Source organism: Streptomyces marianii (genome assembly GCF_005795905.1).
In the GTDB taxonomy this organism is placed as follows: Bacteria; Actinomycetota; Actinomycetes; order Streptomycetales; family Streptomycetaceae; genus Streptomyces; species Streptomyces marianii.
Genome location: NZ_VAWE01000001.1, coordinates 4515001 through 4530763, shown reverse-complemented (window position 1 = coordinate 4530763; position 15763 = coordinate 4515001). Strand labels below are relative to the sequence as shown.

General features: G+C 69.8%; 16 protein-coding genes and 2 rRNA genes (1 of these 18 cut by a window edge). 10 read left to right on the top strand and 8 right to left on the bottom strand.

Going from position 1 to position 15763, the window contains the following annotated elements; all coding sequences use genetic code 11:
• Positions 1-3: 3 nt before the first annotated feature.
• Positions 4-624, bottom strand: coding sequence for a DUF47 domain-containing protein (locus FEF34_RS20410; RefSeq protein ID WP_027731940.1), 621 nt, complete (start codon positions 622-624; stop codon positions 4-6).
• A 188-nt stretch (positions 625-812) separates the two neighbouring features.
• On the opposite strand from FEF34_RS20410, the gene FEF34_RS20405 reads away from it, so the two are divergent.
• Entirely contained in the window at positions 813-1163 is a 351-nt protein-coding gene (locus FEF34_RS20405) for a metal-sensitive transcriptional regulator (RefSeq protein ID WP_138054446.1), read from the top strand.
• 42 nt (positions 1164-1205) lie between these two features.
• Here FEF34_RS20405 and FEF34_RS41360 read toward each other — a convergent pair whose 3' ends face one another.
• Both FEF34_RS41360 and FEF34_RS20400 read right to left on the bottom strand, forming a co-directional pair.
• Positions 1206-1373, bottom strand: coding sequence for a hypothetical protein (locus FEF34_RS41360; RefSeq protein WP_171053027.1), 168 nt, complete (start codon positions 1371-1373; stop codon positions 1206-1208).
• Positions 1374-1472: 99 nt separating this feature from the next.
• Positions 1473-2300 (bottom strand): hypothetical protein, encoded by an 828-nt coding sequence (locus FEF34_RS20400; protein WP_138054445.1) that lies wholly within the window; start codon positions 2298-2300, stop codon positions 1473-1475.
• A 60-nt stretch (positions 2301-2360) separates the two neighbouring features.
• Between FEF34_RS20400 and FEF34_RS41355 the strand changes: the two genes are divergently transcribed.
• Entirely contained in the window at positions 2361-2516 is a 156-nt protein-coding gene (locus tag FEF34_RS41355; protein ID WP_171053026.1) for a hypothetical protein, read from the top strand.
• A 266-nt stretch (positions 2517-2782) separates the two neighbouring features.
• Here FEF34_RS41355 and FEF34_RS20395 read toward each other — a convergent pair whose 3' ends face one another.
• Complete coding sequence (locus tag FEF34_RS20395; RefSeq protein ID WP_138054444.1) at positions 2783-3493, bottom strand: phosphatase PAP2 family protein; 711 nt, start codon at positions 3491-3493, stop codon at positions 2783-2785.
• A gap of 248 nt (positions 3494-3741) precedes the next feature.
• Complete coding sequence (locus FEF34_RS20390) at positions 3742-4752, bottom strand: C40 family peptidase (RefSeq protein ID WP_138057611.1); 1011 nt, start codon at positions 4750-4752, stop codon at positions 3742-3744.
• A gap of 238 nt (positions 4753-4990) precedes the next feature.
• On the opposite strand from FEF34_RS20390, the gene FEF34_RS20385 reads away from it, so the two are divergent.
• The 8 genes from FEF34_RS20385 to FEF34_RS20350 all read left to right on the top strand — a co-directional run bounded on the left by FEF34_RS20385 (position 4991) and on the right by FEF34_RS20350 (position 13779).
• Complete coding sequence (locus FEF34_RS20385; protein WP_138054443.1) at positions 4991-5782, top strand: thioesterase family protein; 792 nt, start codon at positions 4991-4993, stop codon at positions 5780-5782.
• A gap of 157 nt (positions 5783-5939) precedes the next feature.
• Complete coding sequence (locus tag FEF34_RS20380) at positions 5940-6083, top strand: hypothetical protein (RefSeq protein WP_234042472.1); 144 nt, start codon at positions 5940-5942, stop codon at positions 6081-6083.
• A gap of 363 nt (positions 6084-6446) precedes the next feature.
• A complete protein-coding gene (locus tag FEF34_RS20375) occupies positions 6447-6755 on the top strand; it encodes a hypothetical protein (RefSeq protein ID WP_017945892.1) in 309 nt (102 codons plus the stop codon).
• A gap of 168 nt (positions 6756-6923) precedes the next feature.
• A complete protein-coding gene (locus FEF34_RS20370; protein ID WP_138054441.1) occupies positions 6924-7757 on the top strand; it encodes a hypothetical protein in 834 nt (277 codons plus the stop codon).
• Positions 7747-9114, top strand: coding sequence for a hypothetical protein (locus FEF34_RS20365; protein WP_138054440.1), 1368 nt, complete (start codon positions 7747-7749; stop codon positions 9112-9114). The genes FEF34_RS20370 and FEF34_RS20365 overlap by 11 nt, the downstream gene beginning before the upstream one ends.
• Entirely contained in the window at positions 9111-10664 is a 1554-nt protein-coding gene (locus FEF34_RS20360; RefSeq protein WP_138054439.1) for an SCO6880 family protein, read from the top strand. The genes FEF34_RS20365 and FEF34_RS20360 overlap by 4 nt, the downstream gene beginning before the upstream one ends.
• Positions 10665-10707: 43 nt before the next feature.
• Positions 10708-12114 carry an ATP-binding protein gene (locus tag FEF34_RS20355; protein ID WP_138054438.1) on the top strand — a complete coding sequence of 469 codons (1407 nt, stop codon included), beginning with the start codon at positions 10708-10710 and terminating at the stop codon, positions 12112-12114.
• A gap of 3 nt (positions 12115-12117) precedes the next feature.
• Positions 12118-13779, top strand: coding sequence for a type VI secretion protein (locus FEF34_RS20350; RefSeq protein ID WP_234042471.1), 1662 nt, complete (start codon positions 12118-12120; stop codon positions 13777-13779).
• 68 nt (positions 13780-13847) lie between these two features.
• On the opposite strand, the gene FEF34_RS20345 is transcribed toward FEF34_RS20350, so the two are convergent.
• From FEF34_RS20345 to FEF34_RS20335, 3 genes are all read right to left on the bottom strand, one after another.
• Complete coding sequence (locus tag FEF34_RS20345; protein WP_138054437.1) at positions 13848-14402, bottom strand: GNAT family N-acetyltransferase; 555 nt, start codon at positions 14400-14402, stop codon at positions 13848-13850.
• A gap of 192 nt (positions 14403-14594) precedes the next feature.
• A 5S ribosomal RNA gene (gene rrf, locus FEF34_RS20340) occupies positions 14595-14711 on the bottom strand.
• Positions 14712-14799: 88 nt separating this feature from the next.
• Positions 14800-15763 (bottom strand): 23S ribosomal RNA (locus FEF34_RS20335) (it continues 2154 nt past the right edge of the window).

Genomic DNA, 15763 nt, shown 5'->3' with positions numbered 1-15763 from the left:
CGCTCAGGACTCCTTGACCGCGATGGTCTCCACCGTGTTGGCCACGTGCTCGAACGCGTCCGCGGCCTCCTCGAGAACGTCGACGATCTGCTTGAGCTTGAGGACCTCGATGGCGTCGTACTTGCCGTTGAAGAGGTGGGCGAGGAGCTTGCGGTGGATCTGGTCCGCCTGGTTCTCCAGACGGTTCACCTCGATCCAGTACTCGGTGAGGTTGTCCATGGTCCGCAGGTGCGGCATGGCCTCCGCCGTCAGCTCCGCGGCCCGGGCCAGCACCTCGATCTGCTGCTCGACACCCTTCGGCAGCTCCTCGATGTTGTAGAGGACGACCAGATCGACGGCCTCCTCCATGAAGTCCATGATGTCGTCCAGCGACGACGCGAGGGAATAGATGTCCTCACGGTCGAAGGGCGTGATGAACGAGGAGTTCAGCTGATGGAAGATCGCATGGGTGGCGTCGTCCCCGGCGTGCTCCGCTGCGCGCATCCGTTCCGCGATCTCGGCCCGGGCGGGACCGTCCGCTCCGAGCAGTTCCATCAGGAGCTTCGAGCCCGTGACGATGTTGTCCGCGGACGCGGCGAACATGTCGTAGAAGCTCGTCTCCCTGGGGGTCAGACGAAATCGCACGTGGGGTCCTCGGGGTACTGGGTCTTCGGTCAGCCTGATGCTAGGCGCATCGTCCGGCCACGACTAACCGGCGTCCCCTCAGTGTCGCCCATCGAGAAGAGGGAGCAGCACGGGGCCCTGCCCGAACCGTCAGGGATCGGTACCATATACCCACGAGGGGTATACCGGACAGGTCTGCGGGAGGACCGATGACGAGCACGGACACGACCGGCGCACTTCCGGTCGCAGCTCACGAGGAGCCCGGCCACGACCAGGGCGTCCACGGCTACCACAAGCAGAAGGACGAGCACCTCAAGCGGCTGCGCCGGATCGAGGGCCAGATTCGCGGACTGCAGCGCATGGTCGACGAGGACACGTACTGCATCGACATACTCACACAGGTCTCCGCTTCCACGAAGGCGCTGCAGTCCTTCGCACTGCAGCTGCTGGAGGAGCACTTGCGCCACTGCGTCGCCGACGCCGCGCTCAAGGGCGGCGAAGAGATCGACGCGAAGGTCGAGGAGGCGACGAAGGCGATCGCCCGCATGATGCGGACGTGACCCCCGCCCGGGGGCCGGTCCCGGCGGTCGCGCCGGCCGGCCTCACTCGCCGTCGGTCATGATGACGTGGACGTTGAGCACCTCGTCGATCCGGTCGGGGCTGAGCCGTTCCCCGTCCGCCGCCGAGGCCGCGATCATCAACTCACCGCACAACTCGATCTCGGCGAGGGCGACGTGGTCCTGGACTGTCGGCGTACTGGCGGGAGCCACGTGCGTTCACCTCTTCCGGCCGGTGTCGGCTTCCTAGCGTAGGGAGCGGGATACACACCGCGCATGGCACGTCCGGACCATTTACCGACCCCCCGGTGCCTACATCCGGACGCGGCCGGCATAGATGTCGCCCCGGCCGGGGAGGCGCACCACGACGGGGGCACCGAACTCGTACAGCAGGGTCGTGGAGGCCACGGCGACCGTTCTGCCCTGGTTCGCGAAGCTGAACCGGTGGCGCACCTTGCGCAGCCGCCCCTCGGAGTCGAGATAGGCGTCGAAGGGCACGGCGTCCTGGGCGAACCCCTTCGCCGCCGCGGCGAGCGCCCCCCGCGCGTGCGGGGACGCGGCCCTCGCGGCATGCGCGAGGTCCGTGGTGCCGCGGTAGTGGGTGACCCGCACCCCCGCGAGATCCTCGTACCCGACGACGGTCGCGCTCCGCGCCCCGCGGAGCAACTCCGCGGCGGCGGCCGGGTCGGTCGCACCGCCGGTGACGAGATTGCCGTCCGTCAGCGTGGTCGTGTCCACCCTGACCCATTTGTCCCGCGGCACCCCGGCGCCGCGGTCCTTCATGTACAGGGCACCGGGAGCGAGCAGTTCGGTGATCGGCTGATGACCGCTGGATCCGGCCGGGTCGTTGGGGAGGACCACGCGCAGCCGGCCCATGGCACGCCGGAAGTCGTACGCGCCCTCGCCGCGGATGGTGACCCGGGTCCCGCCGGCGGCCGTCTCCATGGCGGTGCGGGCCTTCGCCGTACCCGCCTCGGCCAGCACGTCGGCGGCCTTCCTGACGCTGAGGAGGGGATCCGCACCGGCTCGGGCGTCGGCGACGGCGTCCCCGCCGCCCGAGCAGCCCGCGGTCCCGGTCACACCCATCACGGCGGCAGCGGCACATGCGCCGCGCCTGAGCCAGTGCTGCTGCACCACCATCGCCTGTCAACCCCCAACACGCTCGCCGCTGCCCCGCATAACGACCGGTACCGTGGAAGGGTGCGCACGTCCGCCCACCACACCACGACCGTCGAACGGGGTTCGTTCGCGCTGGCCCGCTGCTCCTGCGGCTGGGCGGGACCAGCCCGTCGCTCCCGGGAACGCGCCCGCACCGACGCGAGGGCGCATGAGACGGCGACGCCCACCGGGGCCTGAGAAGCACTCGACCCGCCCGGCGCCCCCAACCGCCCGTGCACCGGGGGCGATCGACCGGGACGCCCGGACGGAGCCGGTCCCGCCGGTCGGTAACGCCGCGATCGTCGCTCGTGCGGGAGGTCGCGAAGCCGGCGGGCGGGCCGAGAAGACGGGAAACGGGGCGGCCGGCGGGCCGAGGGATCGGAGGCGGTCCGGAACCGGCGGGCGTGCCGGGCAGGTCAGGGGGATCCGAGGCCGGGCGAGCGCGCGGAAGGAGCCCCCGCCGGCTACGCCGCCAGGTCGTTGTGCCCGGGCCTGACGACGGGCTCCGGAATGTCGAGCAGTTCGTGCTCCTGGTCCTGCGTCACCGCCCGGCGCGACCGTACGAGCCGGCCCGCGACACCCGAACGGGAGACCGCCGACACCAGCGGGGTGAGCAGGGCCTGCGCCGGCGGGGCGAGGAGCAGCACCACGGCCGTGCCGAGCGCGAACCCGCCGACGACGTCGGTCGGGTAGTGGACGCCCATGTACACCCGGCAGAAGCCCTCGGCGAGAGCGAGGCCGATCGCCGCGAACCCGAAGCGGCGGTTCGCGACGAACACCCCGACGCCGATGGCCATCGCCATCGTGGAGTGGTCGCTGACGAAGGAGAAGTCGGTCTTGCCGGCGACCAGGACCTCGAGCCCCTGGTGGTCCAGGAACGGCCTCGGCCGTTCCACGAACCCGCGGATCGGCACGTTGACCAGCAGGGCGACGCCGGCGGCCAGGGGCGCCCAGACCAGCGCGGCGACCCCGGCGACCGAGTCCTCGGCCGTGCCCCGCCGGCGCACGCTCCACCAGCACCACAGCGCCACGAGGACGAGGGCGAGCATGATGCCGTACTCGCCGACGAATCCCATGACGCGGTCGAACCACGGCGGGGCCGACCGGGCCAGTCCGTTGATGTCGTAGAGCAGACCGACATCCGGATTCACGCCGTCGAGTGCGAGTCCAGCCATCTGCTGCGGCCCCTTGCCTGTGTGTCGCCAGCCGCGGCGCACGCCCGTGTGCGCCGCATTCCGAGAGACCCCGTGGTCGGTGCGGTGTGTACGTACTGCTCCGCTCCAGGGAACGACCCGTTCCGCGCGTACGTTCCACTCTCCACGAAACGATCACCATGACGTTATCGAAGAGTGATGCGCCGTCGCAGTCCGGACCGGGACTCGACGGAGAACTCCGGCCAGGGCCGACGCACCGTCACCGGCCGTCAGACGGCGGGCCGTGGCGGAGTCGGCAGCGCCTCGGCACCGTCCTTGGTCACCCGCGTCGCACCGAAGTAGTCCGGGGTGTCGATCCTGTCGAAACGGATCACCGCCCCGGTGTACGGAGCGTTGATCATATAACCCCCGCCGACGTACAGCCCGACGTGCCTGATGGCCCGTGAGTCGGTCAGGTCGTCGGAGAAGAACACCAGGTCCCCGGGGAGCAGTTCGTCCCTCGACGGATGCGACCCCGCGTTGTACTGGTCGTTGGCCACGCGCGGCAGCTCGATCCCGACGGTGCGGTACGCGGCCTGCGTCAGGCCGGAGCAGTCGAACCGGCCCCCCTGCTCCGGCGTCCCGTTCCCGCCCCAGAGGTACTTCGTGCCGAGCTTCTGCTGCGCGAAGTAGATGGCCCCGGCCGCCTGCCGCGACGGCTCCACCCGCCCCACCGGCCTGGCGAAGCTCTTCTCCAGCGTCCGGATGACCTTCACGTAGTTCCGCGTCTCCTTGTACGGCGGCACACCGCCGTACTTGATCACGGCGTACGCGCCCGCGTTGTACGCGGCGAGCATGTTGTCCGTCGGGTCGCCTGGCGCCTTCTTCACGTACCCCGCGAGCTTGCAGTCGTACGAGGCCGCCGACGGGATGGCGTCCGCCGGGTCCCACACGTCGCGGTCGCCGTCACCGTCCCCGTCGACGCCGTGCGCCGCCCAGGTGCCGGGGATGAACTGGGCGATGCCCTGGGCTGCGGCATGGCTCTGGGCCCGCGGGTTCCAGCCGGACTCCTGGTACAGCTGCGCGGCGAGCAGCGCCGGGTTGATGGCCGGGCACAGGTTGCCCCACTTCTGCACCAGCGGCTGGTACAGGGCCGGCACGGCTCCCTTGGCCAGCGCCACGGCCCCCTTCGCGCCGCCCCCGAGCCCGGCGGCCGCGGAGAAGGTCCCGACGACGAGCAGGGCGACGAAGCTCAGACAGAGCCCGACGGCCCCGCCCGCGACGAGCCACGCCTTACGCACCGTCAATCACCCTCCGCCGCACGGCAGTCCACCGCCCGTCAGTGTAGGCGGGGAGGACCCGGTTCAGGGGGCGCACAAGGGGGTCGGTGAAGCACGGGCGGCGGGCTCCGACCGGAGGGCCCGCCAGAGCGGACCGAGGGGGTGTGCGGCCGGGCGGAGGGTGAGCCGGGGGCTGTTCCGAAAGGTTACCCGCAGGTAGCGTGTGGCTCGCACACATGTCTGCGAGAGGCGGCCCGTCATGGGGGAACACCAGGCGTTCTACGAGCGGATCTCCGAGAACCGCTTCGCGCCGACCGAGCACACCCGCGGCCCCTGGGACGCCGGATCGCAGCACGCCGGCCCGCCGGCGGCGCTGCTCGGCCGCGCCATGGAGGAGCGGCCGGGCGCACGCGCCGACATGCGGCTCGCGCGCATGACGTACGAGATCGTCCGCCCCGTGCCGATCCGGCCGCTGGAGGTCACCACGACCGTTCTGCGAACCGGGCGCAGCGTGGAGATCGTCGAGTCGGCACTCGCGCCCGAGGACGGGACGCCGGTGATGTTCGCCCGCGGTCTGCGCGTCCGCACGCTCGCCGAGCCGGGGCCGGCGGTCGCCGAGGGACCGCAGGTGCCGTCCCCCGGGGAGGTCGCCGAGACGCCCTTCTTCGGCGTGCCGTGGGACGTCGGCTACCACACGTCCATGGACACCCGGTTCACCGAGGGGACCTTCCGGGAGCAGGGCCCCGGAACCTGCTGGATGCGAATGAGGATGCCGCTCGTCGCGGGCGAGGAGATCCGCCCACTGGACCGCGTCCTGGTCGCCGCCGACTCCGGCAACGGCATCAGCAACGTCCTCGACTTCGAGCGCCACGTGTTCGTCAACGCCGATCTGACGGTCCATCTGCACCGGCACCCGGTCGGCGAATGGGCCTGCGTCGAGGCCCGCACGAGCGTCGACCCGGCCGGCATCGGCCTGGCGGACGCCCGGCTGCACGACGAGAAGGGCCCGATCGGCCGCAGCGCCCAAAGCCTCTTCGTCGCCCCTCGCTGAGGCCGACCACCGGGACACGACGGCACGGTCAGGCCCCGACCGACCCCGGAAACATGGCCTGGACCTGCCATGGTTACGCTGTGTCACGCAGCCGGGAAGGCTGTGCACCATCCCACCGTTCGACCGACGGCGGGACGACCAGCACCAGGAGCAACAAGTGCAGAACCTTCAGAACGCGGGGACAGGCGTCAAGACGACGGGCCGCAACGGCGACGCCGGGGGAACCATCGCCGCCGTGACCGTCATCGCCCTCATCGCCGTGGCCATCGGGCTGCTCGGCTACATGGTCGCCAACCGCTGACCGACCCCCACACACGGGGCGGCGCCGCACTCCGGCGCCGCCCCGCGCTCATGCCCCAAGTCAGCCGCTCCCGTCGCGCACCGGCGAGCACCCCGGCGCCGGATTCACACCTTGGGTGCCACAACGACAGTCATTGCCCGAAGTCACGCTCCGTGATACACAGAGTGACGAAACGTGTCCTCACGCTCGACCTGGCCGCACGAGCCACCGCAGGTCAGAGCGGCCGGACCGGCATCCGTGCGCGGAACGTGCAAAGAGAGCCGCCAAGTCGGCGCACGCGGACGGTTTCATCAGCGAAGATAGAGCGATGGCCTGTGCCGTGGGGCAGGGGCGGACAACTACCCAACAGGGGCGGTGAGTTATATGTACCTGGCGGCTGAAAAAGGCGACATCACCACCATCATCGGCGGAATCGCTCCGAACTGGGGGCCTTTCGGCAGCCTCGGGAACGAGGCCCGCGTGATGATCGAGGTCGTGATGGCCGTCGCCATCCTGCTCTGCCTGGGCATCGCGATCTGGGGAGCGGCGAAGCAGCGCATCGGCGCCACGGCCCTCCGCGACACGTTCAGCGCGGAGCAGGGCAAGGGCCTGATCGTCGCCGGCCTGACCGGCGTCTTCATCATCGGGTCACTGGGGACCCTGTTCACCATCGTGTACGGAATGGCCGTCTGACCCTCCGCACCGCATCGCCCGTCCCCGACACCACCCGTCCGTCGCGCCCACCGGCAGAGGTTGCGTCCCCCTGATGTCGAGTCACCACACTCCGCCCGTACGGAGAACAGCAGGGCTACCGTCGTACTACGGCACGGCAAGGCACACGGCTGAGGGGGAGCACGCGGCATGAGCTACGACGACGAGACCGACGGCTTCGACAGCGGCGCCGGCGGCACGGGCCAGACCCGCACCCGCCTCCCCGAGGGCGGCACCGGCGACGTCTACGGCGGCGCCCGCCGACCCACCCGCAATTCCCGCTCCCTCTTCACGGTCGTCGGCGTGGTCGTCCTCCTCGTCGCCGCCATCGCCTTCGCCAACCGCGGCGACGGCACGGACTCCCCCAGAACCACCGACACGGCCAAGGGCACGGCCCCGACGGCGGCGACGGGCATCCGCCCGGTCGCAGGCAAGCACGCGGGCATCCCCGCGGGGTACGCGAGGGACGAACAGGGGGCACAGAGCGCGGCGGCGAACTACGCGGTTCCCCTCGGTTCCGCCGAGATGTACAACCAGGCACGCCGCCACGAGATCGTGAGCACCGTGTACGCCCCCGAGGCGGTGGACGCCCGGCAGGCTGACCTCGACAGGGTCTACGCGGACGAGGGCTTCCTCTCCCGGATCGGGCTGCGGGAGGACGGTACCGCGCCCGAGGGTCTCACGTTCGTCTCACGGGTCGTGCCCGTGGGCACCAAGGTGCAGAAGTTCACCGCCAACGCCGCCAGCGTCGCCGTCTGGTACTCGTCGCTGTTCGGTCTCGCTGGGGAGGGATCCAAGAACCCCGTCGCCGAGAGCTGGTACACGACCACCTACGAGATGAAGTGGATCGACGGAGGCTGGAAGGTCACCGGGCACACGCAAAAGGACGGGCCTGTGCCCGTGGGCCGCGACCAGGTGGCATCGAGCGCCAAGGAAATGGCCGACGCGGTGGAACAGTTCGGAGGCTTCACCTATGCCCGGTAAGCGCTCCCGCCGCGCGGTCGCCCTGGCTTCAGCCGTGGGCGGCCTGCAGGCCGCGTTCATGGTCACCGCCGCTCGCGTGGCTGCCGCGCCGACACCGACGCCCAGCCCGAGCGGCAGCAACAACCCGTGCGACCTGATCCGTGGCCCCGCCCGCGACTACTGCGAAACCGGCGAATCCGGCGGAGCCGCCCGCCGCGCCCCCTCGCTCGACGACCCCGCCGGCGCGCTCGACCCCCTCTCCTCCCTCGCCCGCGGCTGTGCCGACGCCGCGGCCTGGGTCGTGGACACCCTCTCCAAGGCCGTGAGGTCCACCGCCGAAGTGGACTTCACCAACACCACCTTCCTCGGCCAGTACGCCGTGGTCTTCGCCGCCGCCACGTTCCTCACCCTCCTCCTCTGGCTGCTGGCGGTCGCCAAGCGCGCCATCCGCGGCGTCCCGCTCACCACCGCCGTCTCCGAGGCCATCGGCTTCCTCTGGCTCACGGTCCTCGCCTCCGCCTTCACCCCGCTGATCCTCTACACACTCGTGTCCGCGACCGACTCGATCACCGACGTGATCGCCCAGGGCACCGGCGGCCAGACCGACGTCTTCTTCGGCGGCTTCAAGGAGGCGCTGCAGAAGGGCGACGACATCGGCGGCGGGCCGATCATGCTGATCGTCGTGTCGCTGGTGACCATCGTCGCCGCCGGCATCCTCTACCTGGAGCTGTTCCTCCGCGCCGTCCTCCTGTACGTCGGCGCCCTGCTCGGCGTCGTCGTGTACTCGGGGCTCGTGGACAAGAACATGTGGGGCCACGTCCGCCGCTGGGCCGGAATCATGATCGCGGTGATCCTCGTCAAACCGGTCATCGTCATCGTGCTCGGCCTCGCCGGAGCCCTCTCCGCCGACGACGGTCCGGACTCCTTCTCCGCCGTCGTCACCGGACTCGCCATCATCCTGCTCGCGATCTTCGCGTCCGCGATGATCTACCGTTTCGTTCCCGGGTTCGGCGACGAGATCGCCGCGTCCCGCAACAACCGACTCCAGAACAGCGCCGAGAACAAGGCCGCCGCCGTCATCAGTTCACCCGCCGCCCTCGTCTCGCAGGGCATCAAGACCCACAGCAGCCGCACCCACCAGCAGGGCGGGGGCGGCTCGGGAGGCGGCAGCGCCCCGAGCCCGGTCGCCGGCGGAGTCGCCGCCCACAGCGCACGCGGGGCCGGAACGGGTGCCGCGGGCGGGGGCGGCGGGTCCGTCCCCTCCGCCGCGCCCCCGCCCCGTAGCGGAGGCCCGGGCAGCACCCCGCACGGCCACCGCAGGAACTCCGGCAGCACCACCGGCACCAGTACAGGAAGCACAGGAGGTGGAGGGCGTTGACGACGCAGTCCCCGGCCATCGCGCCCCGCCGCACGTATCTCATCGGCCGGGCCCGGCCGAACGCGATCGTCGGCAAGAACCGCGAGACGGGCGAGATCGCCCTGATCATCGCCGGCGCGTTCCTCGGCATGATGAGCGGACTGCTGGTGCCCGTCCTGTCGCTGCGCATCGTGCTGCTCATGGGCTTCCCGCTGCTCGCGCTGGCCGCCGTGTACGTGCCGTACAAGCAGCGCACCTTCTACCGCTGGTACGAGATCAACCGCAGCTACAAGCGCACCCTGCGCCAGGGCACCGTCTACCGCTCCGGCGTCATGGAGGCCGGCACCCGCGTGGACGGCCGCGAGGTCGAGATCGGCCCCCCGCCCGGCATCGGCCGCATCAACTGGCTCGCCGCCCCTTTCGGCCCGGACGAGATCGCCGTACTGCTCCACGCCGACCGGCGCACCGTCACCGCCGCCATCGAGATCGAGGGCCCCGGCGTCGGCCTGCGCGACAGCGAGGACCAGGAAGCCCTGGTGGACCGTTTCGGCACGCTGCTGAAGCACGTCGCCAACGGCGACGGCTTCGTGACGCGCCTTCAGATGCTCGCCCGCACCCTGCCCGCCGACCCCGACGCCCACGCCAAGGACGTCGCCCAACGCGGCGACGCGGGCTCCCCCGCCTGGCTCCAGCAGTCCTACGACCAGCTCCAGTCGATGGTCTCCACCTCCAGCGAGCAACACCGCGCCTACCTCGTCGCCTGCATGCACTACACCCGGGAGCTGGCCGCCGAGGCGCACACCATGGCCCGCGCCGCCCGTCAGGCCACCGGCGCCAAGCGGCTCGACAAGGACGCCGGCCTCGCCGTCGTCATGGCGCGCGAGCTGACCGACATCTGCGCCCGCCTCGCCGAGGCCGACATCCGCGTCCGCCAGCCGCTCGGCCAGGCCCGGCTCGCCTCCCTCGTGCACTCCATGTACGACCCGGACCACCCCATCGACCACATCCAGGCCATGACCAAGCGCAACGCCTGGCCCGCCGAACTCGACGCGATGGAGGCCACCTACCTCCAGGCCAAGACCCGCGAGTCCGCCACCCGTGCCCCCTGGTGCCACGCCACGGCCTGGGTGAAGGAGTGGCCGATGACTCCCGTCGGCGTCAACTTCCTCGCCCCGCTGCTCGTCCACACCCCGGACGTGATCCGCACCGTGGCCGTCTGCATGGACCTCGAACCCACGGAGGTCGCCATCGAGCGCATGCTCACCGAGAAGACCAACGACGAGGCCGAGGCCAGTCGCGCCGCCAAGATGAACCGCACCGTCGACCCCAGAGACATCGCCGCGCACGGCCGACTCGACCAGCGGGGTGAAGATCTCGCCAGCGGCGCGGCAGGCGTCAATCTCGTCGGGTACATCACTGTGTCGTCGCGTACGCCCGAGGCCCTGGCCAGGGACAAGCGCACGATCAGGGCCTCGGCGGGCAAGTCGTACCTGAAGCTGGAGTGGTGCGACCGCGAGCACCACCGGGCCTTTGTGAACACGCTGCCGTTCGCCACCGGCATCCGCCGATAGCGGCTGACACGCACCGACACGCGCCGATAGGGGCCCTCATCCGATGCGAGACCCGCTGTCCGTCCTCACCGAGTCCTTCACGTCCTTCCTCTTCGGGAAGGTCGAGACGACCCGCTCCCCCGTACGTACCTCCACCGGCCAGGCGCAGGCCGTCTATCTGCCGACCGCCGCGCCCGGCCTCGGGGACTCGGGCGTGATCATCGGCCGCGAGGTGTACAGCGGCAAGGGCTACGTCTACGACCCGTTCCAGCTGTACGGACAGCAGCTCCCCGCCCCCCACTGGCTGGTCCTCGGCGAGTCCGGCAACGGCAAGTCGGCGCTGGAGAAGACCTACGTCCTGCGCCAGCTCCGCTTCCGCGACCGCCAGGTCGTCGTCCTCGACGCCCAGGGCGAGGACGGCGTGGGCGAATGGAACCTCATCGCCCAGGAGCTGGGAATAACTCCCATCCGGCTCGACCCGATGGCCGCCCTGGACGACGGTATCCGACTCAACCCCCTCGACCCGTCGATCACCACCACCGGACAGCTCGCGCTGCTGCGCACCATCATCGAGGTCGCCATGGGTCACGGCCTCGACGAACGTGCGGGCTTCGCGCTCAAGGTGGCGCACGCGTACGTCAACGAGACCATCACGGACCGGCAGCCGGTGCTCACCGACATCGTCGAGCAACTCCGCCACCCGGAGCCCGAGTCCGCGGCTGCGATGAACGTCGACATCGACGACGTACGGGCCTGGGGCCTGGACGTGGCCCTGGTCCTGGACCGGCTCGTCGACGGTGACCTGCGCGGCATGTTCGACGGCCCGACGACCGTCGGCATCGATCTGGACGCCCCGCTCATCGTCTTCGACCTGTCGCACATCGACCGCAACTCCATCGCGATGCCGATCCTCATGGCGATCGTCGGCGTGTGGCTGGAGCACACCTGGATCCGCCCCGACCGGAAGAAGCGCATCTTCCTCGTCGAGGAGGCCTGGCACATCATCAACAGCCCCTTCGTCGCGCAGCTCTTCCAGCGGCTGCTGAAGTTCGGCCGACGGCTCGGCCTGTCCTTCGTCGCGGTCGTCCACCACCTCAGCGACGTGGTCGACGGCGCCGCGGCCCGGGAGGCCGCCGCCATCCTCAAGATGGCGTCGACCCGCACGATCTACGCCCAGAAGGCGGACGAGGCCCGGGCCACAGGCAGAGTGCTCGGTCTGCCCCGGTGGGCGGTGGAGATCATCCCCACCCTCACCCCCGGCATCGCGGTGTGGGACGTCAACGGCAACGTCCAGGTCGTCAAACACCTGGTGACGGAGGCCGAACGCCCCCTGGTCTACACGGACCGGGCGATGACGGAGTCCTCGCTCCCCGAGGACGTCCGCGCCGCGGAACAGGAGACGGAGCAGCGCGCCGCCTTCATCGAACGGCAGCAGCGGCGGCTGGACTCCTCCGAGTCGACGGTGGCCTGACCGATGGCGCGTGACCCGCGACACGGCGCAGGGCGCCGGCAACCGCACGAGGAGAGAGGCATCCCGGACGGACTGCTCGTGGGCGTCCTCGGCTTCCTCCTCGGGCTGACCCTGCTGGTCTGGACCGCAACGGGCCTCGCGGGCCTGTTCGCGCACGGGTCCTGGCCGGACGGCGTGACGTTCACGAACACCCCGCTGGCCATACGCAGCCTGGTGTCCGAGCCCCATGACCTGCCCGCGGCCTGGCCCGACACGCCGCCCGCCCGGTTGTCCGGCTACGGGCTGTTCTGGGGGCTGCTCATCGGCCAGTTGATGACGCTCGTCGTGCTGACGGTCTTCGTCCTCGGCACGCTGGCCCGATGGCGCGCGGTCCGCTCGCGCCGCAAGGGGGTCGGGGAGACGGACAGGGGCGGCCCGGCCGAGGCGGTACCGGTGACGGCCCCGAACCGGCCGGATTCCCGTCCGACCGCGACCGTCGCCGAGGGCACCCCGGTCCCCGCAGGGGCGATGACCGGAGGCGGTACGACCCTCCGGACCGAAGCGGCACCCCCCGCCCAACCCGCGCACGCCTCGGTTCCGGTCGAGCACGCCCAACCCGCGCACGCCTCGGTTCCGGTCGAGCACGCCGCTGCCGCGGCACCTGCCGAGCCCTCCGTGTCCGCAGTCCTGCCCCCGGCAGGACCGGCCGCTGCCCCGGTCCCCTGGCGCTCGCACGTCCTCTACGGAGGCCCCTCCGTCCGGCGCCCCTCGGTCGTCCAGGCGATCCGGGACGCCGCCGGCCCGGCGCTCGTCGTCACGTCCGATCCGACCGTCTGGTGGGAGACCAAGGACGCCAGGGCCAAACTCGGCCCTGCCCTCGTCTACGATCCGGGCCATCTCTGCGACACGCCCACCCGGCTCCACTGGTCCCCGACGGCCGGCTGTGAGGACCCGGCAACGGCGGCGAGCCGGGCGGCGTCCCTCTTCGCTCCCGTACGACCCCGCTCCCGTCTGGACGAGGCCGTCGCGGACACCGCCGAAACGCTCCTGCGCTGCTGGCTGCACGCCGCCGCCGTGGACGGGCGCCCGTTCAAACAGGTCCACCGCTGGGCCCAGGGCAGTGGCGCCCACGAGCCGGTACGCATCCTCCGCACTCACCAGAAGGCAGCCTCCGGCCTCGCCGGCCTGCTCGAGTCGGCGCTCACCTCGCACAATGAACGCCGTGAGGTCGCTCAGGAACTGACGGCCCGTACGCTGTCCGCCCTCTCCTCAGTCCACATCCGCGAGGTCTGCACCTCTAACCGAGCAGATTCGCTCACGTTGGAATCATTTGTGGACGAGGGGGGCACGCTCTATGTGGTGGGTGAATCGATCGAGGACCCGCGCACCCGCCCCGGGGCCATGCCGCTCCTCACCGCACTCGCCTCAAGCGTGGTCGAGCACGGCCGCCGCATGGCCGCACGGTCATCCGACGGTCGGCTCGACCCACCACTCGCTCTCGTCCTGGACGACATCGCCGCCGTCGCCCCGCTACCGCTCCTCCCCGAGCTGCTGGCCACGGGCCCGGTGCTGGGCATGCCGACTCTCGCGCTGCTGCGTTCCCGCGAACAGGGTCGGGCCCGCTGGCCGCAGCCACTGACGACACCCGGCGCCGGGCACAGCCCGAGCGCTCACCAGCCCGGGTAGAGACACGGGACCGGTGCCGCGTCGGGCAGGGTTGCCCGTCGTGACGGGGCGGACGTCGGCTGAGGCCGCTACTGGGTTCGGCGCAGCTCGTACTCGAACTCCCTGGCCGAGGGATCGGACGGCACCGGAACGGAGTCGCCGCTCGGAACGAACCCGAACCGCCGGTAGAAGGCCGCCGCCCGGCCGTTCCTCTCGTGCACATACAGCCGGACCCGCTCGACCGACGGCTCGGTGAGCCCCCACGACCACTCGACGGCAGCCCGGAACAGCAGTTCCGTGACACCGGTTCCCCGAGCCTCCGGCCGTACGAACACCCCCACGAGATGCGCCTGGTCGACTTTGGCCACCTCACCGAACAGCACTTCGTCCGCCGGGCCTTCGACCATCACGGTCACGGTGCCGACCCAGCGCCCTTCGGAGTCCTCCGCGATGAACTGGCGGAAGCCCACCCCTGCCGCAGCGGTGTCGGTACGGTCCTGCCAGTACGTCGAGGGCCTGCCCATGGCGTGCTCGTAGGTTTCCAGGAAGGCGATCGGCGCCGCGGGGTCCCGGAGGGCGGCCAGCCGGATGTCCCGGGCCTTCTCCCACTCGCCGGCTCGTACGGCGCGAATGATGTGGTCCATGCTCCGATCCTCGCGGGGGCACCGGCGGTACGCCAAGGCGATTTCGCCGCCTCGCAGATTCGGCCGGCCCGCCCGGCCGCGGTGGAGAGAGGGCCTCTCGACCATCGGAATCCGGCACAGCGAAGCGGAATACGCCCCCGGAACATGAGAAAGCCCCGGACCATCACGGTCCGGGGCTTTCCCAGAAGAATTGTTCGGCGGTGTCCTACTCTCCCACAGGGTCCCCCCTGCAGTACCATCGGCGCTGAAAGGCTTAGCTTCCGGGTTCGGAATGTAACCGGGCGTTTCCCTAACGCTATGACCACCGAAACACTATGAAGATATCGAACCCGGCCGACCACACAGTGGTCTCGGCATGTTCGTTACTTCAGAACTAACACAGTGGACGCGAGCAACTGAGGACAAGCCCTCGGCCTATTAGTACCGGTCAACTCCACCAGTCACCTGGCTTCCATATCCGGCCTATCAACCCAGTCGTCTACTGGGAGCCTTACCCCATCAAGTGGGTGGGAGTCCTCATCTCGAAGCAGGCTTCCCGCTTAGATGCTTTCAGCGGTTATCCCTCCCGAACGTAGCCAACCAGCCATGCCCTTGGCAGGACAACTGGCACACCAGAGGTTCGTCCGTCCCGGTCCTCTCGTACTAGGGACAGCCCTTCTCAAGACTCCTACGCGCACAGCGGATAGGGACCGAACTGTCTCACGACGTTCTAAACCCAGCTCGCGTACCGCTTTAATGGGCGAACAGCCCAACCCTTGGGACCGACTCCAGCCCCAGGATGCGACGAGCCGACATCGAGGTGCCAAACCATCCCGTCGATATGGACTCTTGGGGAAGATCAGCCTGTTATCCCCGGGGTACCTTTTATCCGTTGAGCGACGGCGCTTCCACAAGCCACCGCCGGATCACTAGTCCCGACTTTCGTCCCTGCTCGACCCGTCGGTCTCACAGTCAAGCTCCCTTGTGCACTTACACTCAACACCTGATTGCCAACCAGGCTGAGGGAACCTTTGGGCGCCTCCGTTACCCTTTGGGAGGCAACCGCCCCAGTTAAACTACCCATCAGACACTGTCCCTGATCCGGATCACGGACCCAGGTTAGACATCCAGCACGACCAGAGTGGTATTTCAACGACGACTCCACCTGAACTGGCGTCCAAGCTTCACAGTCTCCCACCTATCCTACACAAGCCGAACCGAACACCAATATCAAACTGTAGTAAAGGTCCCGGGGTCTTTCCGTCCTGCTGCGCGAAACGAGCATCTTTACTCGTAGTGCAATTTCACCGGGCCTATGGTTGAGACAGTCGAGAAGTCGTTACGCCATTCGTGCAGGTCGGAACTTACCCGACAAGGAATTT